Source organism: Sphingomonas sp. MMS12-HWE2-04 (assembly GCF_044881185.1).
Taxonomy (GTDB): domain Bacteria; phylum Pseudomonadota; class Alphaproteobacteria; order Sphingomonadales; family Sphingomonadaceae; genus Sphingomonas.
Genome location: NZ_CP173254.1, coordinates 578,070 through 601,935 on the forward strand (window position 1 = coordinate 578,070; position 23,866 = coordinate 601,935).

Genomic DNA, 23,866 nt, shown 5'->3' on the forward strand with positions numbered 1-23,866 from the left:
CTAGGTTGTGAACCCATACACGAGCGCTTTCGGCGAGCCTCGAACGTCCGAGATTGGGTGGTTAGCGGACGTTCCAGAATGGCGTGTCTACACCCTGTCGCCACAGGTCTTCGAACTCATCCAACGACATCGCCAGAGGCTCCCCGTCGCCGAAGCCCTCATCAAGAGAAACGTCTATCAGAGAGGGGCACGGTCTGCCGTCGCGCTCCTCGATCTCGATGCTATTTCGGGTAATTCGACCATCAGGAAAGACTTCTATCGATCGACGAACGGCATCTTTCTCTTTGTCGATCTCGTAATACAGCCATGAGGGTTCGCCCGCTGGAATTTCAGTGTCCGGCCACGGCAAACGAAAGCGGATTGGCAGCTCGCTGGATTTCATCACGACATAGTAGTCCGGGTGACTGCCAGAGCAACGTCCGCAAATGGGGCGCTAGCTGCCAGTCTGCTTTTATGAGTTTACGCCCTAGGTCATCCCGGCCTTGAGCCGGGATCCCGCTTCTTCTTGGACGTCGAAGTGGCGAGACCCCGGGGTCAAGCCCGGGGTGACAGAAGAAAGTATATAACGCGACCCTAAGCCGCCGCCGCCTCCGCGCCGCTCCCTGCCTTCCACAATGCCCCTGGCTTGGGCAGCAGGAAGTGGCTGAACGGCAGGATCGCCGCACCCACCGCGGGCGCGTCCTCCGAGAGCGCGGCGCGCACCACCGGCGCCACCGCCGGCAGCGTGCCGCGGCGCTCCTGCATCAGCGCGTTGGTGCGCGCGGCCAGCGCCTCGAGCGGCGCGGTCGGCAGCCGGCCGCCCATCAGGATCACCGAAGGATTGATAAGGCAGTTCACGGCCTCCAGCGGCACGGTGAGCTGGCGCGCGGCGTTCTCGGTCCAGTCGGCAAGGCATGCCTGCGCCTCGGGCGAGGGCGCGCTGCCGGTGAGCGCCGCCAGCTCCAGCCCGCGTGCCTCCAGGCAGCGGGCGAGGCCGGACAGCGACACCAGCTGCTGGATCTCGTCGCCGCTTGCCGCGCGCATGAAGCCCAGCTCGCCGCTGCGCCCGTCCGCCCCGCGGAAATAGCTGCCGTCGACTACCAGGCCGCCGCCGAGACCCGACGAGATCAGGATATAGAAGAAGCTGTTGTTCTTCTGCCCCAGGCCGAGCTGCATCTCGCCCATCGCCGCTGCCGCCGCGTCATTCTCGCTGAACACCGGCAAATCGAACGGCTCGTCGAACAGCGCCGGGATGTCGACGCTGTCCCATGCCGAATAGGCCGCCGGGCGCCCCGGCAAGTCGACATGGCCCAGTTCGTCGGGCAGCGCGACGCCGAGCCCGACCAGCCGGGTCTCGTCGATCGCCGCCTTGCGCAGCATCTTCTTGACCGAGCGCCGATAGAGCGAGCGCACCTGGTCGGGCAGCGCATAGTCGATCTCCTCGACCACCCGCGCGAGCGTCTGCCCGGCGAAATCGACCAGCACGATGGTGATATGGTCGCGGTCGATATTGACCCCGATCGAATAGCAGGCGTCGCCGCGCACCATCAGCGCAGTGGGCGGCTGGCCCCGGCCGCCGCGGCGCTGCCCGGCTTCCTGGATCAGCCCGTCCTTGAGCAGCCGCTTGGTGATGTTGGCGATCGCCGGGCCGGTGAGCCCGGTGATCCCGGCAAGGTCGACGCGCGTGAGCGGCCCGCACACGCGGATCGCATGCAGCGTCACCCGCTGGTTGTGATCGGCGGCGCGCTCGAGATTGGTGCCCGAAAGCCGCGGGCGCTCGCGTACGACGGAATCGGTCATGCCGGTTTGCCCTCAAGCCCGATCATCGTTTCGGCCATCCTGTCGCTTCTCCAATGCGCGCTCCATCCCTTCGAGCGCGATGCCGCGGGTCTCGGGGAAGTAGCGCAATACTACGACAAACTGCACTAGCATGGCCGCGGCGAACAGCCAGAACGGCAGCGCCTGGGTATATTGTGCCACCACGGGAAAGCCGAAGGCGATCAGCGCGTTCATGCCCCAGTGCGTCGCGCTGCCCAGAGCCTGGCCGCGGGCGCGCACGCGCGTGGGGAAAATCTCCGACAAATAGACCCAGATCACCGCGCCCTGCGAAATCGCGAAGAACAGGATGAAGCCGATCAGGCAGGGCAGCAGCAGCGCCGCGCCATGCCCGCTCGAATAGATCGTCGCGACCGCGGCGAGCGCCACGGCGGTTCCCAGCGCGCCGACCAGCAGCAGCGGCTTGCGCCCGACCCGGTCGATCAGCGACATGCCGAGCAGCGTGCCGAAGAGGTTGGCGACGCCGATCGCCACTGCCTGCAGGTCGGACGACCAGGCGTCGAACCCGGCGGCGGCGAAGATGTCGCCGAGATAATAGAGGATCGCGTTGATGCCGGAGAGCTGGTTGAACATCGCCAGCAAAACCGCGAGCAGGATCGGCTTGCGGTATGCGCGCCAGCTGAGGCGCGCGGTTGCCGTATCGGACGTGGCGCCGAACTCCGCGAGCAACGCGTCGGCGTCGCCCATCGCCAGCCGCTCGATTGCGCCGCGCGCCTCGGGCACGCGGCCGCGCTGCGCCAGCCAGCGCGGGCTGTGCGGGATGCGCAGCAGCAGCGCGAGGAAGAGCAGCGCGGGAAGGGCGGCGACGCCGAGCTTGATCCGCCAGGCGAGGTCGCCCTCGGCGAGCTGCCCCACCACGAAGTTGCTGACATAGGCCGCGAGGATGCCGACGACGATGCTCAGCTGGAACGATCCGACCAGCAGCCCGCGCCGCGCCGGCGGGCTGATCTCGGCGATATAGACCGGCGCGAGCACCGAGGAGCCGCCGATCGCGAGCCCGCCCAGGAAGCGGAAGGCGATGATCATCGGCAGTCCCGCGCTCGCCGCCGAACCCAGCGCGGAGATGACATAGGCGATCGCGATCCAGATCAGCACCGTGCGGCTGCCATGCCGGTCGCCCGGAGCGCCCGCGCCCAGCGCGCCGATCAGCGTGCCGACCAGTGCCGCCGAAACCGCCGCACCGAGTTCCGCCGCCGAGAGGCCGAAGGTGCCGCGCAGCGCCTCGGTGACTCCGGCGATCACCGCCGTATCGAATCCGAACAGCAAGCCGCCCAGGCTTGCCGCAGTCACGGCTGAACGATTCAGCCCATTTGCTGTCCGCCCCATTGCATCGTCTCCCGGCTTTGAATTATGTAATTTGAATTATTAATCGAGCGGGCATGCCGGGCAAGTATTCTCTGGCGTAGCGTGTGGGAGAGAGAATGAAGGCATTGCCACGCGCGGGCGTTGAGCTGGGCGGCACGAAATGTGTGTGCACGCTCGCGTACGGCCCCGGTGAGATCCTCGATCAGCAGACCGTTCCGACGACCACGCCGGACGAGACCCTGCCGGCGATCCTTGCGATCCTCCAGCAATGGCACAGCACGAAGGGCTTCGCCGCGCTCGGCATCGCCTCGTTCGGCCCGATCGACCTCGATGCGACTTCGCCCGGATTCGGCCAGGTGATGGCGACCACCAAGGCCGCCTGGCCGGGAACCGACGTGCTCGGCATCCTCTCCGCGCCGTTCAACGTGCCGACGGCGTTCGACACGGACGTCAACGCCGCCGCGCTCGCCGAGATCGCCTGGGGCTGCGCGCAGGGGATCGACGATTTCGCCTATGTCACCGTCGGCACCGGCGTCGGCGTCGGGCTGACCGTCCATGGCCGCCCCACCGGCGGCATCGGCCATAGCGAATGGGGGCATATCCGCGTGCCGCGACTGGCGGGCGATGACCATCCCAGCTTCTGCAGCTTCCACAGCGATTGCGTCGAAGGGCTCGCCTCGGGCTCGGCGCTGATGCTGCGGCTCGGCGGCCGCACGGTCGAAAGCCTTTCGCCCGAGGACGCGGTCTGGGAGCCGATCGTCCATACGCTGGCGATGATGTGCCACGCGCTGGTCTGCGGCGCCGGCCCGCGGCGGATCGCGATCGGCGGCGGCGTCTTCTCGGGTCAGCAGCATCTCATCCCCCGTGTCGAGGCAGCGCTGCGCGCGAGCCTCGACGGCTATATGCGCCTTCCCGAGGGCGCGTACATCGTCTCGCCTGCACTCGGCGCTTCCGCCGGCCCGCTCGGCTCTATCGCGCTGGCCGACACTGCCCTCCCGATCGAGCATATCTGACCTCCTGTCCTCCCTCCGGGCTGGGGAGGATAGAGTCATGACACTTCGCCTCTCACTAATCGATTTTCCGATGCGTGCTGACCGAGTTTAGTCGTTTCCGTCGATCAGCCGTGCAAGTCTAGTCTCCCCTTCGAAGACCAATCGAGAGAGGATTCGAGCCATGGACGCAAAGACCAGCGGAGACCCGTTGAGCGGCTGCCCGATGCAGGAAGGCGCGGCGCTGCGAAAGCTGCTTGGCCGCACCAACCGCGACTGGTGGCCCAACCAGCTCAGCCTCGAAATCCTCCAGCAGAACGGCCTGTCGGGCAATCCGATGGGCGACGATTTCGACTATGCCGAGGCGTTCAAGACGCTCGATTATGCCGCGGTGAAGGCCGATCTCACGGCCTTGATGACCGACAGCCAGCCCTGGTGGCCGGCCGATTACGGGCATTATGGCCCGTTCTTCATCCGCATGGCCTGGCATAGCGCAGGCACCTATCGCACCGGCGACGGCCGCGGCGGCGCCTCGTCGGGGTCGCAGCGCTTCGCCCCGCTCAACAGCTGGCCGGATAACGGTAATCTCGACAAAGCGCGCCGCCTGCTCTGGCCGATCAAGCAGAAATACGGCCAGAAGCTGAGCTGGGCGGACCTGATGATCCTTGCCGGCAACGTCGCGATCGAATCGATGGGCGGTCCGGTGTTCGGCTTCGGCGGCGGCCGGGCCGACGTGTTCGAGCCCGAAAAGGACATCTATTGGGGCACCGAGGAGGAATGGCTCGGCGTCACCCGCATCGATGAAGAGGCGGGCAGGGCACTCGAAAATCCACTCGCCGCGATTCAGATGGGCCTGATCTACGTCAATCCCGAAGGGCCGGGCGGCAACCCCGATCCGGCGCAATCGGCGCGCGACATCCGCGAGACCTTCGCGCGGATGGGGATGAACGACGAAGAGACCGCGGCGCTCACCGCCGGCGGCCATACCTTCGGCAAGGCGCATGGCGCCGGCGACGCCTCGCTGGTCGGCATCGAGCCCGAGGGCGCCGACATCGCCACCCAGGGGCTCGGCTGGGTTTCGACGCATGAGAGCGGGATGGGCGATCACACCATCACCAGCGGCATCGAAGGTTCGTGGACCCCGACGCCGACGAAGTGGGACATGAGCTATTTCGCCATGCTGCTCGATCACGAGTATGAGCTGGTGCGCAGCCCGGCAGGCGCGAAGCAGTGGCAGCCGGTCGGCAACCCCGAAGAGACGCTCGCCCCCAAGGCGCACACGCCCGGCGTCAAGGTCCCGACCATGATGACCACCGCCGACATGGCGATGAAGGTCGATCCCAAATATCGCGCGATCTGCGAGAATTTCCGGGCGAACCGCGATCATTTCGCCGATGCCTTCGCCCGCGCCTGGTTCAAGCTGTGCCACCGCGACATGGGCCCCAAGGCGCGCTATCTCGGCCCCGAAGTCCCGGCCGAGGACCTGATCTGGCAGGATCCGATCCCCGCCGGCCAGGCGCTGAGCGACACCGACGTCGCCGCGCTCAAGGGCAAGATCGCCGCCTCGGGCCTCAGCGTCGCGCAGCTGGTCAAGACCGCCTGGGCATCGGCCTCGACCTATCGCCGCTCGGACCATCGCGGCGGCGCCAATGGCGCGCGCATCCGCCTCGCCCCGCAAAAGGATTGGGACGTCAACGAGCCCGCCGAGCTCGCCAAGGTGCTTGCCGTCTATGAGGGTATCCAGTCCGATTTCGGCCCGGTCAGCATCGCCGATCTGATCGTGCTCGGCGGCGTCGTCGGCGTCGAGACGGCGGCGAAGGCTGCGGGACACACCGTATCGCTGCCCTTCACCTCGGGCCGCGGCGATGCCAGCGAAGCGCAGACCGATGCCGCCGGCTTCGACGTGCTCGAGCCCAAGGCCGATGGCTTCCGCAACTATCTTTCGGTGCGCTTCAGCGTGCCGACCGAGGAGCTGCTGATCGATCGCGCGCAGCTGCTTGGGCTGAGCAGCCCCGAAATGGCGGTGTTGCTGGGCGGGCTGCGGGTGCTGGGTGCCAACCATGGCGGGTCACAGCACGGCGTGCTCACCGATCGTCCGGGACAGCTCACCAACGACTTCTTCGTCCACCTGCTCGACATGGGCACCGCGTGGAAGGAAGTCGACGAGCGCGGCGACGAGGAGTTCGTCGGCACCTGCCGCACCTCGGGCGAGCAGAAATGGACCGCGACGCGCACCGATCTCGTCTTCGGCTCCAACTCGCAGCTGCGCGCGCTGGCCGAAGTCTATGCCTCGGCCGATGCGGGGGAGAAGTTCGTGCAGGACTTCGCCGCGGCCTGGACCAAGGTGATGAACGCCGATCGCTTCGATCTGCGCTGATGCCAGGGGACCGCGCGGGCTTTGCCGGCGCGGTCCTTCGGTCCACGAAAAGACGCTTTGGTGACGTTTTTGGCTTGATAGCGGTCGGCGGCTCGACTAGGCGCCTCCACCTGCAATGTGTCGGGGCGTGGCGCAGTCTGGTAGCGCACTGGTCTCGGGGTCCAGGGGTCGTAGGTTCGAATCCTATCGCCCCGACCATTGCAGGGTTTCCCCCGAAAGCGGCAATCGTACCTGCGCCAAAAATGGTGCCCGAGCCGCGCGGCTGCGCTCAGCCCTCCCGCGCCGCCAGCATCGCCTCCACGGTCGTGAACTTCTCGCGCGGCGCATCGGCGCGCGCGGCCGCCACTTCGGCGGTCTCGATCTTCTGCCAGTCGCGAAAGGTGACGACGTCGACGCCGCGTTCGGCAAGCAGCGAATCGAGCGCCGGGCGGCCCGATTTGCCGCCGCCTTCGCCGATGTCCGCGGCGATCTTCTCGACGATCGCATAGCCGTCGGGCCGGTTGGTGCCGATCGTCCCGGTCGGCCCGCGCCGCGCCCAGCCGACCGCATAGAGGCCGGGGCCGACGCGACCTTCGTCATTGGCGAATCGCCCGGCGCTGTCGTCATAGGGCACGCCTTCGATCGGCGGGGTGCGATAGCCGACGCAGCTCACCACCAGGCTGGCGGGGATGGTATAGGTCTCGCCGGTGCCCACGGCATGGCCGTCCTCGTCCAGCCGGGTGCGCTCGACGCGCACGCCCTGCACGCGGTCGCCGCCCTCGATCGCCACCGGCATCGCATAGAAATCGAAGACGATGCGGATCGGCTTGGGGCTGTCGCCGCGCGCGGCATAGGCGCGCAGCTGTGCCATCACTTTGCGATGGCCGGTATCGAGCTGCGCGTCGTCCTCGATCGGCGGCAGGTCGGCCGGATCGATCACCGGTGCGGCGCGCGCCAGGTCGTTGAGCTCGGCGACTTCCTTGGTGGTCATGGCGATCTGGTGCGGCCCGCGCCGCCCGAGAAGGGTGATCGTATCGATCGTCGCGGCATCGAGCGCGGCGAGCGCGTGCGCCACGATGTCAGATCCGGCAAATTCCTGCTGCGCCTTGGCGAGCACCCGCGCGACGTCGAGCGCGACATTGCCATGCCCGATGATCACCGCGCCCGGGCCCGCCAGCGGCGGCGCGAGTTCGGCATAATCGGGATGCCCGTTATACCAGCCGACCAGTGCCGCCGATCCGACCACGCCGGGCAGTTCGGCTCCGGCTATGTCGAGCTTGCGGTCGTGCGGCGCGCCGGTGGCCAGCACCACTGCGTCGTAGAGGCCGCGCAATTCCTCGATCGAGACGTCGCGCCCGATCGTCACATTGCCGACGAAGCGGATATTGTCGGTCAGCGCCACCGCCTCATAACGCCGCGACACGCCCTTGATCGACTGGTGATCGGGGGCCACCCCGCTGCGGATCAGCCCGAACGGGACGGGGAGGCGATCGATGATGTCGACCCGCACCACGTCGCCCCACAGCCTCTGGCAGGCTTCTGCGGTATAATAGCCGGCGGGTCCTGAGCCGATCACTGCGATATGGCGCATGCGCTATCCTCTCGCGTTTTGGGACAGGTTAGCGCCACATTCGCATAGAGCAAGCACTCGACCGCAGCCGAATATTGCTGCTAGGTCGCGTAAGTGAGCCCGATCGAAGTGACCACCAATCTGTTCGGGCTTCTCGACGGGTCGCTTGTCCTGCGGATGAGCCCGCTGGAACTTGTCGCCACTTCGCTGGGCCTGGTCAACGTCACTCTGGTGGTCCGGCGAAGCCTGTGGAACTATCCCTTCGCGCTCGCCATGGTCGCGCTCTACGCGTGGATTTTCTATGGCCAGCGGCTTTACAGCGACGCGCTGCTCCAGCTCTTCTACATCGCCGTAAACCTCTATGGCTGGCACAATTGGGCGCGCTCCCGCGCCGCGACCGGCACGGTCCGCGTCGAGCGGCTCCCGGCGCAGGCGCGTATGCGCTGGCTGCTCGGCTGCCTCGCCGCCGCCGCCGCGTGGGGCGCGCTGATGCATCGCTTCACCGACGCGGCCTATCCCTGGTGGGACGGCAGCATCGCGATGGTCAGCATCGCCGCGCAGATCCTCCAGTCGCGCCGCAACTGGGAAAGCTGGCTGCTGTGGATCGCCGTCGATTTCGCCGCGATCCCGCTGTTCGCCGTCAAGGAAATGTGGCCTACCGCGGGCCTCTATTGCGTCTTCCTGGCCCTGTCGGTCTGGGGCCTTATCGACTGGACCAAATCCCGAGCATGACTCCGCGCACCATCTGCCTCCACGGTCCGGAAAGCACCGGCAAGACAACGATCGCCAAGCGCCTCGCCGAGCATTTCGGCGGCGAGCTGCTCGACGAATATGGCCGTGACTATGCCGAGACGCGCGGCATCATCTTCACGATGCGCGACCTGATCGAGATCGCCAAGACGCACGATGCAGGCACCCGGATGATGCTGGCGCAGGGCGCGGACCCGCTGATCCTCGATACCGACCCGCTGATGACCGCGGTCTGGGCAGACATGCTGCTGGGCGGCCGCGATCCGTGGTTCGATGCCTGGACCGGGACCGCCGATCTCTATCTGCTGTTCGACATCGATTTGCCCTGGATCGCCGACGGCACCCGCATCTTCGGCACCCCGGCGCTGCGCCAGCGCTTCTTCGATCTGTCCAAAGCCGAGCTCGAACGCCGCGGCGTGCCCTGGGCGCTGGTCAGCGGCGAGGGCGAGGCGCGCTTCGAAAACGCACTCGCCGCGATCGCCGCCTTCCAGCAGAAGCGCGCCGCCAACGGCTAGGTCGTGAACCCCGAAAGGTCCGCTTTCGGGCGAGCCTTCGAACGGACGACATTGGTGGGAGGCCGGCGTTCAGCGATAGCGTGGCCGTTTCGCGCGCCCCTCCCTGCAAGGGAGGGGATGGGGGTGGGTGCGAGCCGAAGGCGAGCCCACCAGCGCCTCGATTAAAGGAAAGGCCGGGCATCGAGCCCGGCCTTTCCTAACCCACCCCTAGCCCCTCCCTTCCAGGGAGGGGAACAGACGGCCGCTATCGGGGCGCTTCCTGCCAGTCCGCTCTAAGGAGCCTAACTTCTAAACTGCGCGAGACCCGTCGGCGCCGCAAGAACAAAGCTTGAACATGCGCGCCGGCGCACTATTTCCGCCGGGCGCATCGCGCGCCGCTCTTTGACACCGTCGGATCGATCGCTTTGACCTGTCTGGATCACATAGGGGCGCGTCGCTGTGGCACACAGGGCGCGTGACGCGCGCGCATGCGGCGCATCGAGAGCGCGCAGGCGTCGCCTGGGTGTCGCGTCGCTGTCGCCACCTTGGCGCGTAGCGGGTGCGCCGAGACAATGGGCTACGAATGCGATCGTTATAAATCAATAACTTGCAGGAATGGGTCTGCCCCCAAACCCGCCAACCGTGTCAACAATGTCAACCGAGACCGCGCCGCGCCCTGCCAGGCCACTCCCGCACAACCCCCGCACAAGTGTGACCTTTGTGACGTTCCGGCTGACCAGAGCGGCGGAAAACGCGCCACTACCAACAATGCATCCCGTGCCTGCCCCCGGGAACGCCGCTTCACGCTTCTGCTTCGGAAACGCTTCGCAAGCCGCCCTTGCGCTGCTAACGCGCGGCGATCATGGCAACCGAACTTTCCAAGATCCGCAACTTCTCGATCATCGCGCATATCGACCATGGCAAGTCGACGCTGGCCGATCGATTGATCCAGCGCACCGGCGGTCTCGCCGAGCGCGAGATGTCCGCCCAGGTGCTCGACAATATGGACATCGAGAAGGAGCGCGGGATCACCATCAAGGCGCAGACCGTGCGCCTGGAATGGAAGGGGCATATCCTCAACCTGATGGACACCCCCGGCCATGTCGACTTCGCCTATGAAGTCAGCCGGAGCCTCGCGGCGTGCGAAGGCGCGCTGCTGGTGGTCGATGCCGCGCAGGGCGTCGAGGCGCAGACGCTCGCCAACGTCTATCAGTCGATCGAGCATGATCACGAGATCATCCCGGTGATCAACAAGATCGATTTGCCCTCGGCCGAGCCGGAAAAGGTCCGCACCGAGATCGAGGAGATCATCGGCATCGACGCCTCCAACGCCGTGCTCGCCTCGGCCAAGTCGGGCATCGGCATCGACGAGATCCTCGACGCGATCGTCGAGCGGATCCCGGCGCCCAAGGGCGATGCCGATGCGCCCTTGAAGGCGATGCTGGTCGATAGCTGGTACGATCCGTATCTCGGCGTGGTGATCCTCGTCCGGGTGATCGACGGGACGATTCGCAAGGGCCAGCAAGTCAAGTTCATGCAGGCCGGCACGACCCATCTCGTCGACCGCGTCGGCGCGATGCGTCCCAAGATCGAGCAGCTGCCCGATCTCGGCCCGGGCGAGATCGGCTTCATCACCGCGCAGATCAAGGAAGTCGCCCAGGCCCGCGTCGGCGATACGCTGACCGACGCCAAGCGCCCCGCCGCCCAGGCGCTGGAGGGCTTCAAGGAAGTCCAGCCGGTGGTGTTCTGCGGCCTGTTCCCGGTCGACGCCGCCGATTTCGAGAAACTGCGCGAATCGATTTCGAAGCTGCGGCTGAACGACGCCAGCTTCTCGTTCGAGATGGAGACGTCCGCGGCGCTCGGCTTCGGCTTCCGCTGCGGCTTCCTGGGGCTGCTGCACTTGGAGATCATCCAGGAGCGGCTGACCCGCGAATATGATCTCGACCTGATCACCACGGCGCCGTCGGTGGTCTACAAGATGAAGCTCACCAAGGCGGCGGGCGAGGCCGAGGGCAAGTCGATCGAGCTTCACAATCCTGCCGACATGCCCGATCCCAACCGGATCGAGGAGATCGAGGAGCCGTGGATCAAGGCGGTGATCTATGTGCCCGACGAATATCTCGGCTCGATCCTCAAGCTCTGCCAGGATCGCCGCGGCATCCAGCGGGACCTGACCTATGTCGGCGGCCGCGCGCAGATCACCTATGAGCTGCCGCTCAACGAAGTCGTGTTCGATTTCTACGATCGCCTGAAGTCGATCAGCCGCGGCTATGCCAGCTTCGATTACGAGCAGATCGGGCACCGCCCCGGCGATCTCGTCAAGATGAGCATCCTCGTCAACAACGAGCCGGTCGACGCGCTGAGCATGATCGTCCACGCCTCGACCGCCGAGACCCGCGGCCGCGGCATGTGCGAGCGGCTCAAGGACCTGATCCCGCGCCATCTGTTCAAGATCCCGATCCAGGCCGCGATCGGCGGCAAGGTCATCGCGCGCGAGACGATTGCCGCGCTGCGCAAGGACGTTACCGCCAAATGCTATGGCGGCGACATCAGCCGCAAGCGCAAGCTTCTGGAAAAGCAGAAGGAAGGCAAGAAGCGGATGCGCGAGTACGGCTCGGTGCAGATCCCGCAGGAAGCCTTTATCGCCGCACTGCGCATGGGCGAGGAATGAAGGCGGCCGCCGCGCTGCTCGCCTTGCTGGCGACGGCCAGCGCGCCGGCGCCCTCCGCCTTCGACATGGTCGTGCTCGGCGCCCGCGGCGGCATCGAGGACGGCAACCTCACGGCCTTCATGATCCACCCGCATGGCGATGCGCGGGCAGTGACCTGCGATGCCGGAACGCTCGTCCAGGGGCTGCGCGTCGCGGCGACCAAGGGCACGATCGGCCCGGCGCCGGCCGGATCGGGGCTGAGCCCGGTCGGCTATGCGCTGACTCATGACATCAAGGGCTATCTGATCAGCCACGCGCATCTCGATCATGTCGGTGGCCTGATCGTCGCCTCGCCCGACGACAGCGCGAAGCCGATCTATGCGCTCCCCTCGGTCAATGCCGAGATCCTGCGCAGCTATTTCCGCAACGGTCCGTGGAGCAACTTCACCGATCGCGGAGAACCGCCCCGGCTCGGCAAATATCATGTCGCCGATCTCGTGCCCGGCGCCACGACGCCGCTCGCCGACACCGCTATGACGGTCACTGCCTATCCGCTCCAGCACGGCGCGCTCGAATCGACTGCCTTCCTGGTCGAGCACGGGCAGGATGGTCTGCTCTGCTTCGGCGACACCGGCGCCGACAGCGTCGAGCATAGCGACAAACTTCGCCAGGTCTGGACCGCGGTCGCCGAGCGCGTCCGGGCGAAGCGGCTCAAGGCGATCGTCATCGAAGTGTCGTTTCCCAGCGAGCGCCCCGACGACAAGCTGTTCGGCCATCTGACCCCGCGCCTGCTGCTCGCCGAACTCCACACCCTCGAGGGTCTGGCGGGGAAGGGGAGCCTCAAGGGCCTGCCGGTCGTCGTCAGCCACATCAAATATGCGCTCACCGACGTCCAGCCCCAGGCGAAGATCATGGCGGAGCTCGCTGCAGGCAACGATCTCGGCGTGCGCTTCCTCCTGCCCGAACAAGGGCAGCGCCTGCGTTTCTAAGCCGTCGCGGCCCCGGCAATCCGTATCCGTCCTATAAGCATGGGGACTGGTTTCGGAGTTTTAGATGCGTTTGAAGATTGGCGGTCGGCTCAACTTGCTGACCTTGGCGGCGCTGGTGGCGATGACGTTGGGGCTCGGCATGGCGCTCGTGCGGATGGGCAATGTGATGCTCGAAGACGTTGCCGCACGTTCGCGCGCGACGTTGGAAACCGCGTATGGCGTGCTTGAAACGTATCAGGCGGAGGAGGCCGCCGGTCGGCTGACCCGCGACGAGGCGCAGAAGGCGGCGCTCGCGGCGGTGAAGCGAATGCGCTACGCTGGCAGCGAGTATTTCTGGATCAACGATCTCCAGCCGCGCATGATCATGCACCCGGTCAAGACGGAGATGGACGGCACCGATCTGCGCGAGACCAAGGACCCCGACGGCAAGCTGCCGTTCGTCGAGTTCGTCAAGGTCGCGGAAGCCAATCCGGAGGGCGGCTTCGTCCATTATCGCTGGCCCAAGCCGGGCTCCGATACCCCGCAACCCAAGGTTTCCTTCGTCAAGAAGTTCGCACCCTGGGGCTGGGTGATCGGCACCGGGACCTATGAGACCGATACGTGGAGCGCGATCTGGAGTCAGGCGGCGCTGCTGTGCGGATTGGCCGTGCTCGGCATGCTCGGCATGGGCGTGCTCGGCTGGTTGCTCGCCCGCTCGGTGACACGCCCGCTCAATGCGCTGACCGCACGGATGGGCGCGCTGCAGGCAGGGGACACCGCGGCCGCAATCCCGGGAGTCGGCCGCTCGGACGAACTCGGCGACATGGCCGTCGCGCTCGGTACCTTCCGCGATGCCGCGATCGCCAAGGACGAGGCCGACTCCGCCAAGGCTGCCGACGAGGAAGCGCAGCAGATGGTCGTGACGACGCTCTCGAACCATCTCGAGCGCATGTCGGAAGGCGATCTGACCGCGGCGATCGACCGTCCCTTCCCGGCCACGTACGAACAGCTCAAGCGCAACTACAACAACGCACTCAACCATCTGGGCGATCTGATTGGCGCGGTGTCGAGCGCCAGTGACGGCATTCGCACCGGTTCGGACGAGATCGCCCGTGCCGCTGAGGACCTCGCGCGCCGAACCGAGAGCAACGCCGCCAGCCTCGAAGAGGCGTCGGCATCGCTGTCGCAGATGGAAGGCCGGCTCAAGAGCACCGCACAGTCCGCCGACGGCACGGTCGAACAAACTCAGCACGCGGTGACCAACGTCGCCGCCGGCCGGAGCACCGCCGATCAGGCCGTCGCGGCAATGGGCCGCGTCGCCGACAGTGCCCAGGGCATCGACAGCGTCATCGAGGGTCTCGACAAGATCGCGTTCCAGACGCGCGTTCTCGCCATGAACGCCGCGGTCGAAGCTGGCCGCGCGGGCGAGGCCGGCCGCGGCTTCGCCGTCGTCGCCGATCTCGTGTCCGCGCTGGCGATGCGCTCGGAGGAGGAAGCCAAGCGTGCCCGCGAGCAGTTGACTACGACGCAGGAGGACATCGTCACCGCGGTCGGCGCCGTGCAGCAGGTCGACGGTGCGCTGGTCGGCATCTCGTCGAGCGTCGAGCAGGTGCTGACATTGGTGTCCTCAATGGCCGAGGACAACCGCCTGCAGTCGAGCACGATCAGCGAGATCGCTGCCGCGGTGAACGAGATGGATCGCGCCACCCAGCAAAACGCGGCAATGGTCGAGCAGACCTCGGCGGCGGCGCGCAACTTGAGCGGTGAGGTCCAGGGTCTGAATACTCAGGCCGCGCGCTTCAAGACGAGCGCCGCCACGCCGCAGCGGCGGCCTGCAGCCAAGCCGGCCGCACGCCCCGCCGCACCCGCGCGCACCAGCACGGTCGCCGTCGAGGAATGGGCGTCCTTCTGATTATTGCGCCGCGCCGCCGAGATTGCGGCGCGGTGCTTTACCAATTCTAAGCCGTGTCCTGCCATCCAGTTTCAGGGCTGGCCGCAAACTGCGGCGACTCGGCAAATGGGAGATGCGCATGGATCGGCTGCCGCTGATCGCACCACAACCGCCGCGGCTGAGCGCGATGACCGATGGCTTGCGCGCGATCGAGGCGCGGGGCATCTATTCGAACGGCGGTCCGGTGGTGCGCGGCTTCGAGGCCGATGTCACTGCGCGGCTGTTCGAAGGCAAGGGCGACAGCCTCGCGGTGTCGAACGCCACGATCGGGCTGATGATCGCGATCCGCCAGGCGGCGGGCCCGCGCGCGGGCACCGGCGCTTTCGCGTTGATTCCAGGCTTCACCTTCGCGGCAACGGCGCATGCCGCCGAATGGGCCGGGCTCACCCCGCTGCTGTGCGATGTCGATCCCGAGGATTGGGCGGCGAGCGCCGAGGCCGAGGCGCGCGCGTTCGAGCGCTATGGCGACCGCATTGCCGTCACCGTGCCCTATGCCACGTTCGGGGCCGGGATCGATCTGGCGCGCTATCGCGCGTATCACGCGCGGGGCGTGGGCGTGGTTGTTGATGCGGCCGCATCGCTGGGCGCGCGCGACACCGATGGGCGCCAGTTCGGCGTCGATGTGCCCTTCGCGGTGGTCTATTCGATGCACGCGACCAAGGTGTTCGCGACTGCAGAGGGCGGGCTGATCCATTCGGGCGACCGCGCGCTGATCGCGGCGCTGCGGCGGATGACCAATTTCGGCTTTGACGGCGGGCGCTCGGCCGAAGGGCCCGGGCTCAACGCCAAGCTGCCCGAGGCGCTCGGCCTCGTCGCCCAGGCGCGACTCGACGCGATCGAGGCCGTTGCGGCGCACAGGATGGAGCTCGACGCGGTTTATCGCACGCGGCTAGGTGCGTTTGCGGCGGAGAACGGTTTCGAGTTCCAGGCGCTGCGCGGCAGCCGCCCGGCACTCCAGTTCCAGTCGGTGCTGCTGCCGCGGGCCTTTGCCGGCCACCGCGCCGCGATCATCGCCAGCCTTGCCGAGCAGGGGATCGGCGCCGCGCACTATTTCAGCCCGCACCTTGGCGAGCAATATTGGTTCCGCGCCCAGGGCGTCAGCGAGCCGCTGCCGGTGTGCGACGACGTTGCCGCGCGCATCCTGTCGCTGCCGGTCACCGACAATATGACCCAGGCCGATGCCGAGCGCGTCTGCGAAGTGCTGATCGATGCCTGCGTCCGCTCGGGCCTGCACGGCCTGTCGCGCGAGCGGCGCGGCAACCATGTCCATTCGGCGCTGATCGTCGGCGGCGGCCCGGCGGGCACTGCGATGCTCACTGCGGCGAGCAAGTCGGGCTCGCTCGTCCCGCTCGCGCAGGGCGGCCTCGCCGTCGTCGAGCGCGACGCGGTGCTCGGCCGCGGCGAACTCGGCACCTATGCGATCACGTCGGATTCGACTGCCGAGACCTTCCTCACCGCGGTGAAGGACAATGGCCATAGCGACATCGCCGCGCTGACCGGTCACCATGCCGGGCAGGAAATCGCGATGCATATTGGCAAGCTCGGCGTGCCGCTGGCGCGCACCACGCCGTTCCTCGAGGCTACCGGCGCGCAGCTCGGATCGATCGTCACCGCCAATGGCGGCTTCGTCGCGACGCGCAGCGAAGTCGTCGAGGCGCGGCGCGAGCCCGAGGGCCATTGGGCCGCGCGGGTCCGCAACCTCGTCACCGGCCAGGAGCGAGTGATGCGCGCCGAGACGATGGTGATCGCCACCGGCGGCTATCAGGCGCGCGGCGAAGTCGAGGCCGAGCGCGTCGCCGGCACGCCGCTGGGCGAACTCGCCGGCGATCGGCTGATGCTGGGCGACGAATTTCTCCGCATCGGCGGGCTCGACCTACTGCGCGGCCGCATCGCCGGAAGCCGCGCGCCGCGGATCGCGATCGTCGGCGGATCGACCAGCGCGCTTGCCGCGGCGGCGCTGATGCTCAAGGCGGCGCCCGCGCTGCCGCTCGGTGCCGGCGGCCTTGCCGTCTATCATCGGCGCCCGCTGCGCCCCTTCTATCGCTCGGTCGAGGAGGCGCATGCCGACGGCTTCACCGATTTCGGCCCCGAGGATATCTGCCCGCTGAGCGGCTTCGTCTATCGCCTTGCTGGCTTCCGGCTCGAGGCACGCGAGCTGGTGTTGCGCATGCTCGGCGTCGGCGGGCGTGCGCCCGATCCGCGCATGGCGCTGCGTCGTATCGGCGGCGAGGACGATGCGGCGATCCGCGCCGAGCTCCAGTCGGCGGACGTGGTGATCGGCGCACTCGGCTATCGTCCGCGCGCGCTGCCGCTCTACGATGTCGACGGCAACCGTATCGCGCTCGCCGCCGATGCAGTCGGCCGCCCGCGGCTCGTCGACCAGCAATGCCGCGTGATCGACGTGCACGGCCAGCCGGTCCCCGGCGTGTTCGGCATCGGGCTCGCCTCGGGTTTCGTCCCCGAGGGCAAGCTGGGCGGTGAATTGAGCTTCAGCGGCAAGGCCAATGGCCTGTGGCTGTGGCAGAACGATATCGGCCAGATGATCGTCGACCAGCTGCTTTCCGCCGAGGAGCGCGCAGTCGCGTGACCCTGCCGCCCACCGTCTCGATCATCATGGCGGTCTATAACGGCGCGGCGCTGCTCCCGGCGACGATCGAGAGCCTGTTCGCGCAGAGCTTCACAGACTGGGAGCTGATCGCGGTCGACGATTGCTCGAAGGATTCGAGCGCCGCGCTGCTCGATACCTATAGCGATCCGCGCATCAAGGTGATCCGCGCCGGGCTCAACGAAGGGCCGGTGGTCGCACGCAACCGCGCCTTCGCCGCGGCGACGGGCCGCTATATCGCCGGGCTCGACCAGGACGATATCTGCCTGCCGGAGCGCTTTGCGAAGCAGGTGGCGTTCCTCGACGCCAATCCCGATGCCGTGCTGGTCAGCACGGCCGCGGATTTCCTCACCGACGGCCGGCGCAGTCCCGGCAGCTGGCCGCGCCCGCTAAGCCCGGCGCTGATCGACTGGCTGCTGCTCGTCCAGAACCCGATCGTCTGGTCGACGGTGATGTTCCGCGCCGAGGCGGGGCACAAGCTTCGCCCACTCGAACGGCCCGATTATCGCTATGTCGAGGATTTCGACCTCTACGAGCGGCTGCGGCCCTTCGGCCGGCTCGCACAGATCGACGAGGTGCTGCTGCTCTATCGGGTCCATGCCGGCGGCGCCTCGAACGTGTTCAACAAGACGATGACCGCCAATGCCGAGCGCGTGCTGCGCGAGCGCCATTGCGACCGGCTCGGTGTCCGCGGCACGCGGATAGCGCCGCTGCTGGTGCGGCACGTCATGGCCGGAGAGCCGGTGCCCAACGCCAAGACGCTCTATCGCCTCGCCGCGGGCATCCGTGCCTTGCGCGCCGATTTCGGCCAGCTCGGCTATCTGCCCAGCGAGCTTGCAGACGTCGATGCCGCGATCGGGCGGCTGTGGTGGAAGCTCTGCCGCGCCGGGGTGCGCTCGGGCAATCTGATGCTTCACGAGACGGTGGGCGTGAACGACACCGTGCCCGGCTTCGGCCTGGCCGCCGATCTTGTCGCCAGCCAGGTCATCGGCGGCGTCCGCGCCGTCCACCGCGCCGTCAAGCGCGGCTGAACCGCCGCGGCGCTTGCCCGCGCCCCACGCTCTGCCGCATAGCGCGGCAGGGTTTGGAGAAGCATATGGTGGCGATCAATCGGCGTGAACTGCTCGCGGGGCTTGGGGTCGCAGCGCTGGCGGGAGGAAAAGCGATCGCCGCGCCGCGCGCGCCGCTGGTGCTCGCCGCGGCCAGCCTGCAGGAATCGCTGACCAAGGCCGCGGAGGTCTGGACGGCCAAGGGGCATGCCCGGCCGATCTTGTCGTTCGCCGCGTCTTCGGCGCTCGCTCGCCAGATCGCGGCGGGCGCCGCCGCCGACCTCTTCCTGTCCGCCGACGAACCCTGGATGGACGATATCGAGAAGCGCGGGCTGATCGTGCCGGGCAGCCGCGCCGCGTTTCTCGGCAATCGGCTGGTGGTGATCCAGCCGGCCTCGATTGCGGCGCCTGCGGCGACCGTGCCGCTCGCACGCCTCCTTGCCGAAGGCCGTGTGGCGATGGCCGATCCGTCCGCCGTGCCGGCGGGACGCTATGGCGAGGCGGCGCTGACCAGGCTCGGCCTGTGGCAGGCCGTCGCGCCGCGCGTCGTGCGCGGCGAGAGCGTGCGCGCGGCGCTCGCACTGGTCGAGCGCGGCGCGGCGCGCTGGGGTGTGGTTTACGCCACCGATGCGCGCGCCTCGGCGCAGGTGCGCGCGATCCGCATGTTCCCGGCGAACAGCCATCCGGCGATCCGCTACCCGATCGCGCGGCTCAAAGCCTCGACCAGCGCCGACGCCGAGCCCTTCCGCCGCTTCCTGCTATCCCGCGAGGGACGCGCGATCTTCACGCGCTACGGCTTCACCAGCCTGTGATGCTGACGCCCGAGGAATGGGGGATCGTGCTGCTGTCGCTCAAGGTGGGCGGGGTGGCGGTGCTCGCCTGCCTGCCGATCGCCTTTGCCCTTGCCTGGCTGCTCGCCCGCGCCCGCTTCCCCGGCAAGCTGCTGGTCGACGGACTGGTCCATTTGCCGCTGGTCGTGCCGCCGGTGGTGACCGGCTGGCTGTTGTTGCTCGCGTTCGCCCCAGCGGGGCCGGTCGGGCGCTGGCTGGAGGCCTGGTTCGGCGCGACCGTGCTGTTCCGCTGGACCGGCGCCGCGATCGCCGCGGCGGTGATGGCGCTGCCGCTGATGGTCCGCGCGATCCGGCTGTCGATCGAGGCGGTCGATCAGCGGCTCGAACAGGCGGCGCGGACGCTCGGCGCGGGCAGGGTGCGCGCCTTCTGGACGATAACGCTCCCGCTCGCGCTGCCGGGGGTGATCGCCGCCCTGGTGCTCGGCTTTGCGCGGGCACTGGGCGAATTCGGCGCGACGATCACCTTCGTCTCGAATGTGCCGGGGGAGACCCAGACGCTGCCGCTCGCCATCTATGCCGCGCTGCAGATGCCTGGCGGCGAGGCGCAGGTGCTACGGCTCGCCGGCATATCGGTGCTGCTCTCGCTCGCGGCGCTGCTGGTCTCCGAGCTTGTCGCGCGGCGTGCGGGCAGGGGGCTGCATGTCCTTTGACGTTTCGGTCACGCGCCGGCTGGGCGATACCGAAATCGCCTGCGCGTTCGAGGCCGGCGACGGCGTCACCGTGCTGTTCGGCCCCTCGGGCGCAGGCAAGACCAGCGTGCTCAACATGGTCGCCGGGCTGCTGGCGCCGGATACTGGCCATGTCCGTGTCGGCGGCGAGACGCTGTTCGATGCGGCGACGGCGACCGACATTGCCCCCGAGGCCCGCCGCGCCGGCTATGTCTTCCAGGAGCCGCGCCTGTTCCCGCATCGTCGCGTGCGCGCCAATCTCCTTTATGGCTGGGGGCCGGGGGAGGGCGCGGTCGACGTCGACGAGACGATCGCGCTGCTCGGCCTCGCGCCCTTGCTCGACCGGTGGCCGCGCACGCTTTCGGGCGGCGAGGCCCGCCGGGTAGCGATCGGCCGCGCGCTGCTCGCCAACCCGCGCTTCCTGCTGCTCGACGAACCGCTCTCCTCGCTCGATCGCGCCCGGCGCGAGGAGATCATGGGGCTGCTCGAGCGGTTGCGCGATACGCTGCGCCTGCCGATGCTGATGGTGACCCACGATCGCGGCGAGGCCGAACGCCTCGGCAACCGGATCGTCGAGCTCTAGACCGCGGCCGACGCCGCCAGCAGCGCCGCGCAGGCGCGGTTGAGCGGGGTGGCGATGCCGTGCTTCTCGCCCAGCCGCACGATCACGCCGTTGCGCGCGTCGAGCTCCATCGGCCGGCCCGCCAGCCGATCCGCGTGGAGCGAATTGACCGAGTCCGGGTGGGCGCGGCGGGTCCATTCGACCACCTTGTCGGCCAGGCCATCGCGGAGATCGGCGCCCTCCAGCCGGCCGACGGCGATGCACTCGCGCACCAGCCCGCGCATCACTTCGGCGACTTCGGGATCATTCGCCACTTCGGCGGGGCGCAGCGTGATCGCGCTGACGATGCCCGAGCAATTGATTGCGAGCTTGCGCCATGCCGCGGTGATGAAGTCGGGCGTGGTCTCGGCGGCGAGGATCGTGCCGTCGAACAGTGCGACGAAATCCTCGGCGCCTTCCGGCACGAGGATGCTGCCGTTGCGCCGCTGGACGATCCGTCCCGGCGCGGTGCGCTCGACCGGCAAGTCGATGATCACCGGCACGGTGCGCTCGGGCGGCACCATCGGAAAGCGCTGGAGGTGCTCGACGCCGTTCTGGATCACCGCGAGCCGGGTGTCCGGCCCCATCAGCCCGGGAAGCCAGGCCGCGGCGCCGGCGCAATCATAGGTCTTGGTGGTGGCGAGCACCCAATCGACCGGCGCGGCAGCGGCGGGATCGACAAGGATCCGCGGGCGTGCGCGGATCGGGCCCTCGGGCGTCTCGACTTCGAGATCGTCGAGCGGCGAGCGGGCGCAGACGGTGACGTCATGCGTCTGCGCCAGCCAGGCGGCGAGCGTGCCGCCAATCGCGCCTGCACCGATGACCGCGATCCGCGCCACGCTCAGATCCCGCCCAGATAGTCCATCTTGCCGATCGGCACGCCCTTGTGGCGCAGGATCGCGTAGGCCGTAGTCACGTGGAAATAGAAATTGGGGAGCGCGAAGCCGGTGAGATAGGGCAGGCCCTTGAAGTGGAGGCTGCGCGACGGCGTCTTCACTTCGATATCGGCATCCTCGCGGCCGTCGATCGCGGCGCGCGGCACGGTCTTCAGGAAGGCCACGGTGCGCGCGATGCGGTCCTGCAGCTCGGCGAAGCTCGTCTCGCTGTCGGCCATCGACGGCGCCTCGACGCCGCCCAGACGGGCCGCGGCGAACTTGGCCGCGTCGCTGGCGCGCTGCACCTGGCCGGTGAGCGGCGCCATGTCGTCGAACAGTCGCGCCTCGAGCAGCTGGGAATGGGCGACGCCATTGGCATCGGCCCAGTCGCGGGCCTTGTCGAGAAAGCCCGACATTGCCGTGAAGCCGCGCAGCAGCGCGGGGACGCTCAGATCATAGAGTTCGCTGGCCATGGCGTTTCCCTAGGAGCAGCATCGCCCAATGGGAAGCGCATTAGCGCCGCCGCCAGAAGCCGAGCAGGTTGCGACGGCGCTGGGAATAGTTGGAGCGGATGTAGCGGCGCTGCTCGCGGGCGCGCCAGCTGACTGCCCCGAGCGTTGCGGCGATGCCGAGAACCATGGCCGCGATCAGCGCGAAGGCGAGGATCAGGCGCGGTTCGATGGCGCGGCTCCGTCGATCGACGGGCGCGCGAAGAAACCCGGCAGATAGGGGGGCGGCGAGGAGAAAACCCTCACTCGGCGTGCTGGGATACGCCGACATTTCCCTCGCGTTGCGCGCGGGCGCGCTCGGTGCGTTCGTGGCGTTCGGCGATCTCGGTCCATGCCTGTGCCGCGCGCTGGTTGCGCTCGCGGACATTTTCCAGCGTCGCGCTGTCGGCCGCTTCCTGCGCCTTGGCGGCGTGGTCGCGATAGCTGTCGGTCAGCTTTGCCATCTGGTCGTCTCCCGAAAAAGAGGTCGAGCGGCGCCGGATCGGCGCCGCCCGGGGAGAACGCTCCGGCTTATTCGGCCTGGAGGTTGACCGCTGCCATCTTGCCCTTCTTGTCGGGCTCGAGCTCGTAGGTCACGCGCTGGTTCTGATTGAGCGTGGCGAGGCCAGCCCGCTCGACCGCGGTGATGTGCACGAACGCGTCCTGGCCGCCGTTATCGGGGGCAATGAAGCCATAACCCTTGTCGGCGTTGAAGAACTTGACGGTGCCCTGAATAGTCATTCGATATTTCCTTCGTAGATCCGGGAATCCGAGCGTCGGACTCCTCGTGCTGCAAGGGGCAGAAAGAAGGAAAAAGGGGCCGCAAAGCGCCGTAGACCGTCGATGTGCGACTGTAGCGACGCTCGATATGGGGGCGCATCGGCCCAGTTGCAAGGCGTCGGCGCAATGCGCGGCCGGCGATGGCCGGAAAGTCACAAAGGTCGCAGTTGTGGCGCGCTCCCAGCGGACAGCGTTTTCGCCGTTTCCCAGCGGCCGGCAGGCCGGCTCGGTTGACAGAGTTGACACCAAAAAGGGGAGCGGTGACCCCAGCCACCGCCAAAGCGCCTGCGACGCTGCGGGTTCGCGCCGGCGAAGCGACGGCAGCGCGCCACCCGGGCGACCGCACCGCGACGCATGCGCGCCACTCTGGCGACGCGCGTGCGCCGTCGGCGCGACAGGCATGCGGCCGGTGCGCGGCATATCGGCGCGGCCTGAGAACAGGCCGGCGTTAATCGGCTCGACGGATTCAAAGAGGGGCGGTCCCGCGCATGCGATATGGTGGGGCGTCGCGATTGTTCAATATTTGTTCTTCCGGCCCACGGGGATCGGGGGCGATATCCCCCTGCGGTGTGGCTGCGGCTTCGAGCGACGCACTCTCGCCCCCGGGTGCGGTCTAGCGGGATGACGCACGATGATCGCAGCTAGCTCGCCCGGGTCTGGAAGGGGGGCTTACGCCCAGCTGCGACCGTCGGGACCCGCGCAGCCTAGCGGCGGAAGCTGGTTGGGGAAGCGCTGCTGCAGCTTGGTGCAGCCCCAGCTGCGCAGGGGGGCCGGCATATAGCCGTTCAGCGTGATGCCTACTTCGTCATAGGGCGTTTCGGAATTGGCGACATACATATACCAGCGCCCGCCGAACATGACGATTGCCGCGATCAGGACAACGCAGAGCAGTTTGGCAATATTCTTCATCGATCTCGCTTTGATTGTGAGGGGGCTCCGTCGCAGCAAAGCCCGACGCTGGCAACGCCTGCGGGCGGGCGAGAGGGCGTCAGAACGCGGCTCAACGCCTCTGGACCGTCGTGATTTCCCTCGATCTAGCCGCGCGCCAAAGAAAAAGCCGCCGTCCGGGGTTCGGACGGCGGCTTTTCTGTTTCAGCGCGC

At 67.7% G+C, this 23,866-nt stretch carries 22 protein-coding genes and 1 tRNA gene; 13 read left to right on the forward strand and 10 right to left on the reverse strand.

The genetic code is table 11. The annotated features are described in order from the left end of the window. Window positions 1-61 precede the first annotated feature (61 nt). The 3 genes from AB2M62_RS02625 to AB2M62_RS02635 form a co-directional block, all read right to left on the reverse strand. Window positions 62-382, reverse strand: coding sequence for a DUF6881 domain-containing protein (locus AB2M62_RS02625; RefSeq protein WP_404337560.1), 321 nt, complete (start codon window positions 380-382; stop codon window positions 62-64). A 191-nt stretch (window positions 383-573) separates the two neighbouring features. Next, window positions 574-1,779, reverse strand: coding sequence for an ROK family protein (locus AB2M62_RS02630; protein ID WP_404337561.1), 1,206 nt, complete (start codon window positions 1,777-1,779; stop codon window positions 574-576). A 12-nt stretch (window positions 1,780-1,791) separates the two neighbouring features. After that, complete coding sequence (locus AB2M62_RS02635) at window positions 1,792-3,105, reverse strand: sugar porter family MFS transporter (protein WP_404337562.1); 1,314 nt, start codon at window positions 3,103-3,105, stop codon at window positions 1,792-1,794. A 131-nt stretch (window positions 3,106-3,236) separates the two neighbouring features. On the opposite strand from AB2M62_RS02635, the gene AB2M62_RS02640 reads away from it, so the two are divergent. The 3 genes from AB2M62_RS02640 (at window position 3,237) to AB2M62_RS02650 (ending at window position 6,684) form a co-directional block, all read left to right on the forward strand. Further along, a complete protein-coding gene (locus tag AB2M62_RS02640) occupies window positions 3,237-4,133 on the forward strand; it encodes an ROK family protein (RefSeq protein ID WP_404337564.1) in 897 nt (298 codons plus the stop codon). Between the two features lie 160 nt (window positions 4,134-4,293). Then, window positions 4,294-6,486, forward strand: coding sequence for a catalase/peroxidase HPI (katG, locus tag AB2M62_RS02645; RefSeq protein WP_404337566.1), 2,193 nt, complete (start codon window positions 4,294-4,296; stop codon window positions 6,484-6,486). A 121-nt stretch (window positions 6,487-6,607) separates the two neighbouring features. Beyond that, window positions 6,608-6,684, forward strand: a tRNA-Pro gene (locus tag AB2M62_RS02650). Between the two features lie 70 nt (window positions 6,685-6,754). Here AB2M62_RS02650 and AB2M62_RS02655 read toward each other — a convergent pair. Further along, complete coding sequence (locus tag AB2M62_RS02655; RefSeq protein ID WP_404337568.1) at window positions 6,755-8,056, reverse strand: FAD-dependent oxidoreductase; 1,302 nt, start codon at window positions 8,054-8,056, stop codon at window positions 6,755-6,757. Window positions 8,057-8,212: 156 nt separating this feature from the next. Here AB2M62_RS02655 and pnuC point away from each other — a divergent pair, with 156 nt between their 5' ends. The 10 genes from pnuC (at window position 8,213) to AB2M62_RS02705 (ending at window position 20,604) form a co-directional block, all read left to right on the forward strand. Continuing rightward, window positions 8,213-8,767 carry a nicotinamide riboside transporter PnuC gene (gene pnuC, locus AB2M62_RS02660; RefSeq protein ID WP_404339765.1) on the forward strand — a complete coding sequence of 185 codons (555 nt, stop codon included), beginning with the start codon at window positions 8,213-8,215 and terminating at the stop codon, window positions 8,765-8,767. Further along, window positions 8,764-9,300 carry an AAA family ATPase gene (locus AB2M62_RS02665; protein ID WP_404337570.1) on the forward strand — a complete coding sequence of 179 codons (537 nt, stop codon included), beginning with the start codon at window positions 8,764-8,766 and terminating at the stop codon, window positions 9,298-9,300. The genes pnuC and AB2M62_RS02665 overlap by 4 nt, the downstream gene beginning before the upstream one ends. 841 nt (window positions 9,301-10,141) lie before the next feature. Further along, entirely contained in the window at window positions 10,142-11,950 is a 1,809-nt protein-coding gene (gene lepA / locus AB2M62_RS02670) for a translation elongation factor 4 (RefSeq protein ID WP_404337572.1), read from the forward strand. Continuing rightward, window positions 11,947-12,918, forward strand: coding sequence for an MBL fold metallo-hydrolase (locus AB2M62_RS02675; RefSeq protein WP_404337574.1), 972 nt, complete (start codon window positions 11,947-11,949; stop codon window positions 12,916-12,918). The genes lepA and AB2M62_RS02675 overlap by 4 nt, the downstream gene beginning before the upstream one ends. 64 nt (window positions 12,919-12,982) lie before the next feature. Continuing rightward, a complete protein-coding gene (locus AB2M62_RS02680) occupies window positions 12,983-14,809 on the forward strand; it encodes a cache domain-containing protein (RefSeq protein WP_404337576.1) in 1,827 nt (608 codons plus the stop codon). Window positions 14,810-14,927: 118 nt separating this feature from the next. Further along, entirely contained in the window at window positions 14,928-17,435 is a 2,508-nt protein-coding gene (locus tag AB2M62_RS02685; protein WP_404337578.1) for a DegT/DnrJ/EryC1/StrS family aminotransferase, read from the forward strand. Then, a complete protein-coding gene (locus AB2M62_RS02690; protein ID WP_404337580.1) occupies window positions 17,432-18,484 on the forward strand; it encodes a glycosyltransferase family 2 protein in 1,053 nt (350 codons plus the stop codon). Before AB2M62_RS02685 ends, AB2M62_RS02690 begins: the two co-directional genes overlap by 4 nt. Window positions 18,485-18,549: 65 nt before the next feature. Beyond that, window positions 18,550-19,314, forward strand: a complete 765-nt coding sequence (gene modA, locus AB2M62_RS02695; RefSeq protein ID WP_404337582.1) for a molybdate ABC transporter substrate-binding protein — start codon at window positions 18,550-18,552, stop codon at window positions 19,312-19,314. Continuing rightward, on the forward strand, window positions 19,314-20,003 hold the full coding sequence (gene modB / locus AB2M62_RS02700) for a molybdate ABC transporter permease subunit (protein WP_404337583.1): 690 nt from the start codon (window positions 19,314-19,316) through the stop codon (window positions 20,001-20,003). Before modA ends, modB begins: the two co-directional genes overlap by 1 nt. Next, the gene (locus tag AB2M62_RS02705) at window positions 19,993-20,604 is read left to right on the forward strand and encodes an ATP-binding cassette domain-containing protein (protein ID WP_404337585.1); all 612 of its coding nucleotides are present in this window, start codon (window positions 19,993-19,995) and stop codon (window positions 20,602-20,604) included. The genes modB and AB2M62_RS02705 overlap by 11 nt, the downstream gene beginning before the upstream one ends. Here AB2M62_RS02705 and AB2M62_RS02710 read toward each other — a convergent pair. The 6 genes from AB2M62_RS02710 to AB2M62_RS02735 all read right to left on the reverse strand — a co-directional run bounded on the left by AB2M62_RS02710 (window position 20,601) and on the right by AB2M62_RS02735 (window position 23,674). Continuing rightward, complete coding sequence (locus AB2M62_RS02710; protein ID WP_404337587.1) at window positions 20,601-21,461, reverse strand: 2-dehydropantoate 2-reductase; 861 nt, start codon at window positions 21,459-21,461, stop codon at window positions 20,601-20,603. The two genes, AB2M62_RS02705 and AB2M62_RS02710, sit on opposite strands and share 4 nt — an antisense overlap. Before the next feature lie 2 nt (window positions 21,462-21,463). Then, complete coding sequence (locus AB2M62_RS02715) at window positions 21,464-21,970, reverse strand: DUF1993 family protein (RefSeq protein WP_404337589.1); 507 nt, start codon at window positions 21,968-21,970, stop codon at window positions 21,464-21,466. 40 nt (window positions 21,971-22,010) lie between these two features. After that, window positions 22,011-22,277 carry a hypothetical protein gene (locus AB2M62_RS02720; RefSeq protein WP_404337591.1) on the reverse strand — a complete coding sequence of 89 codons (267 nt, stop codon included), beginning with the start codon at window positions 22,275-22,277 and terminating at the stop codon, window positions 22,011-22,013. Further along, window positions 22,249-22,449, reverse strand: coding sequence for a hypothetical protein (locus AB2M62_RS02725; protein ID WP_404337593.1), 201 nt, complete (start codon window positions 22,447-22,449; stop codon window positions 22,249-22,251). Before AB2M62_RS02725 ends, AB2M62_RS02720 begins: the two co-directional genes overlap by 29 nt. 67 nt (window positions 22,450-22,516) lie before the next feature. Continuing rightward, the gene (locus tag AB2M62_RS02730; protein WP_404337595.1) at window positions 22,517-22,726 is read right to left on the reverse strand and encodes a cold-shock protein; all 210 of its coding nucleotides are present in this window, start codon (window positions 22,724-22,726) and stop codon (window positions 22,517-22,519) included. A 708-nt stretch (window positions 22,727-23,434) separates the two neighbouring features. Then, window positions 23,435-23,674, reverse strand: a complete 240-nt coding sequence (locus tag AB2M62_RS02735; protein ID WP_404337597.1) for a hypothetical protein — start codon at window positions 23,672-23,674, stop codon at window positions 23,435-23,437. Window positions 23,675-23,866 lie beyond the last annotated feature (192 nt).

Bases quoted from the DNA above. Each gene is read 5' to 3' on its own strand.
- AB2M62_RS02675 (WP_404337574.1), top strand. From the start codon at position 11,947: ATGAAGGCGGCCGCCGCGCTGCTCGCCTTGCTGGCGACGGCCAGCGCG.
- AB2M62_RS02655 (WP_404337568.1), bottom strand. From the start codon at position 8,056: ATGCGCCATATCGCAGTGATCGGCTCAGGACCCGCCGGCTATTATACC.
- AB2M62_RS02680 (WP_404337576.1), top strand. From the start codon at position 12,983: ATGCGTTTGAAGATTGGCGGTCGGCTCAACTTGCTGACCTTGGCGGCG.
- AB2M62_RS02730 (WP_404337595.1), bottom strand. From the start codon at position 22,726: ATGACTATTCAGGGCACCGTCAAGTTCTTCAACGCCGACAAGGGTTAT.
- AB2M62_RS02625 (WP_404337560.1), bottom strand. From the start codon at position 382: ATGAAATCCAGCGAGCTGCCAATCCGCTTTCGTTTGCCGTGGCCGGAC.
- AB2M62_RS02735 (WP_404337597.1), bottom strand. From the start codon at position 23,674: ATGAAGAATATTGCCAAACTGCTCTGCGTTGTCCTGATCGCGGCAATC.
- AB2M62_RS02630 (WP_404337561.1), bottom strand. From the start codon at position 1,779: ATGACCGATTCCGTCGTACGCGAGCGCCCGCGGCTTTCGGGCACCAAT.
- AB2M62_RS02665 (WP_404337570.1), top strand. From the start codon at position 8,764: ATGACTCCGCGCACCATCTGCCTCCACGGTCCGGAAAGCACCGGCAAG.
- AB2M62_RS02720 (WP_404337591.1), bottom strand. From the start codon at position 22,277: ATGTCGGCGTATCCCAGCACGCCGAGTGAGGGTTTTCTCCTCGCCGCC.
- lepA (WP_404337572.1), top strand. From the start codon at position 10,142: ATGGCAACCGAACTTTCCAAGATCCGCAACTTCTCGATCATCGCGCAT.
- modA (WP_404337582.1), top strand. From the start codon at position 18,550: ATGGTGGCGATCAATCGGCGTGAACTGCTCGCGGGGCTTGGGGTCGCA.
- AB2M62_RS02715 (WP_404337589.1), bottom strand. From the start codon at position 21,970: ATGGCCAGCGAACTCTATGATCTGAGCGTCCCCGCGCTGCTGCGCGGC.
- AB2M62_RS02725 (WP_404337593.1), bottom strand. From the start codon at position 22,449: ATGGCAAAGCTGACCGACAGCTATCGCGACCACGCCGCCAAGGCGCAG.
- katG (WP_404337566.1), top strand. From the start codon at position 4,294: ATGGACGCAAAGACCAGCGGAGACCCGTTGAGCGGCTGCCCGATGCAG.
- AB2M62_RS02640 (WP_404337564.1), top strand. From the start codon at position 3,237: ATGAAGGCATTGCCACGCGCGGGCGTTGAGCTGGGCGGCACGAAATGT.
- pnuC (WP_404339765.1), top strand. From the start codon at position 8,213: ATGAGCCCGCTGGAACTTGTCGCCACTTCGCTGGGCCTGGTCAACGTC.
- modB (WP_404337583.1), top strand. From the start codon at position 19,314: ATGCTGACGCCCGAGGAATGGGGGATCGTGCTGCTGTCGCTCAAGGTG.
- AB2M62_RS02685 (WP_404337578.1), top strand. From the start codon at position 14,928: ATGGATCGGCTGCCGCTGATCGCACCACAACCGCCGCGGCTGAGCGCG.
- AB2M62_RS02705 (WP_404337585.1), top strand. From the start codon at position 19,993: ATGTCCTTTGACGTTTCGGTCACGCGCCGGCTGGGCGATACCGAAATC.